1 protein-coding gene is annotated in these 1,169 nt (G+C 44.1%); it reads right to left on the reverse strand.

The annotated features are described in order from the left end of the window. Positions 1-1,169, reverse strand: a 1,169-nt coding sequence (locus tag VXQ92_RS19685; protein ID WP_416682928.1) for a BapA/Bap/LapF family prefix-like domain-containing protein, incomplete at both ends; no start/stop codon positions are given.

Genomic DNA, 1,169 nt, shown 5'->3' on the forward strand with positions numbered 1-1,169 from the left:
TACTGAGTCAATCGAAAAATTTACTGTTCCTGTATTTGGTGCAGCTGTATCAACCGTCACAACACCTGTATCAGTACCTTTATTGCCTGCAGCATCTGTTGCAGTCACGGTAACGGTGTATGAACCGTCTGTTAATACTGGCAAGGTATTGTCTGCAAGCGTCACTGTACCGTCACCATTATTTACTGCTGGATAGTCAACCCCATCAATAGTAACCACAACAGTTGCTGACGGATCACTTACCGTACCTGTTAATGCAGGAGTGTTATCATTAGTAGATATATCTTCAAGTACAACCGTTGGTGCAGTCGTATCAAGTGTATATGCTTGTGTATCGTTAACACTGCTGCTGTTACCTGCTGCATCTGTAAACGTTACTTTGGCATCAATCGTCTTATCTGCATCCGCAGTCAACTCACTGCCTGGTACGCTTACTGTCCATGTGCCTGCTGCGCTGTCTACAGTTGCAGGATAAGACACGCCATTCACAACAACTGTCACTACAGTAGTGGTCGCGTCTGCTGGAATGTTTTTCAAAACACCCGTAATTGTAACTTCGCCAGCCGCTTCTGATGCATTAATCACATTATCAGAAGTAACTGGGTCAACCGAGAAAGTTACGCCATCGGTACTTGGTGGAGTGGTGTCAGCAGGTGCTGAAGAATCATCATTACTATCATGATTTGATGCTGCAGCGATAATACCGCCTGCAACTAGTGGAATAGCAGCCCATAACCATGGGTTCACGCCTGCATCATGATAAAGTAGAGGTTCAATTGAAGAAATAGGTTGGTAAATAACATCAGATACCAACTCTTGTGGAGCTTCTGCTGGTAGAGCTGCTGGTAAATCTTCACCTAAAAGTGCTTGTGGTTCTACGTCACTGTCAGCATCTGCGTCAGCGTCACTATCCGCATCTGCATCATTTTCAGCATCTTTGAATTTTGCCCAAATTAACTGTCCATTTTCATCTTGGAAAACCAGACTGTTGTCTTTAGGCTCAGCTGTTCCACTAAAGAAGCCTTCAATAACAATAGTCTCGCCATTTTTCAGACGTATAACTGCATTGGTACCCTCCCTATTTACTACCAATACATCACTGGCAGCCACTTTCACCAACACAACTGACGCTTCTGAAAGTTTTGCAGAAGTTCCCTCTGTGGTTACCA

The sequence above is a fragment of the Acinetobacter sp. 228 genome (assembly GCF_048147885.1).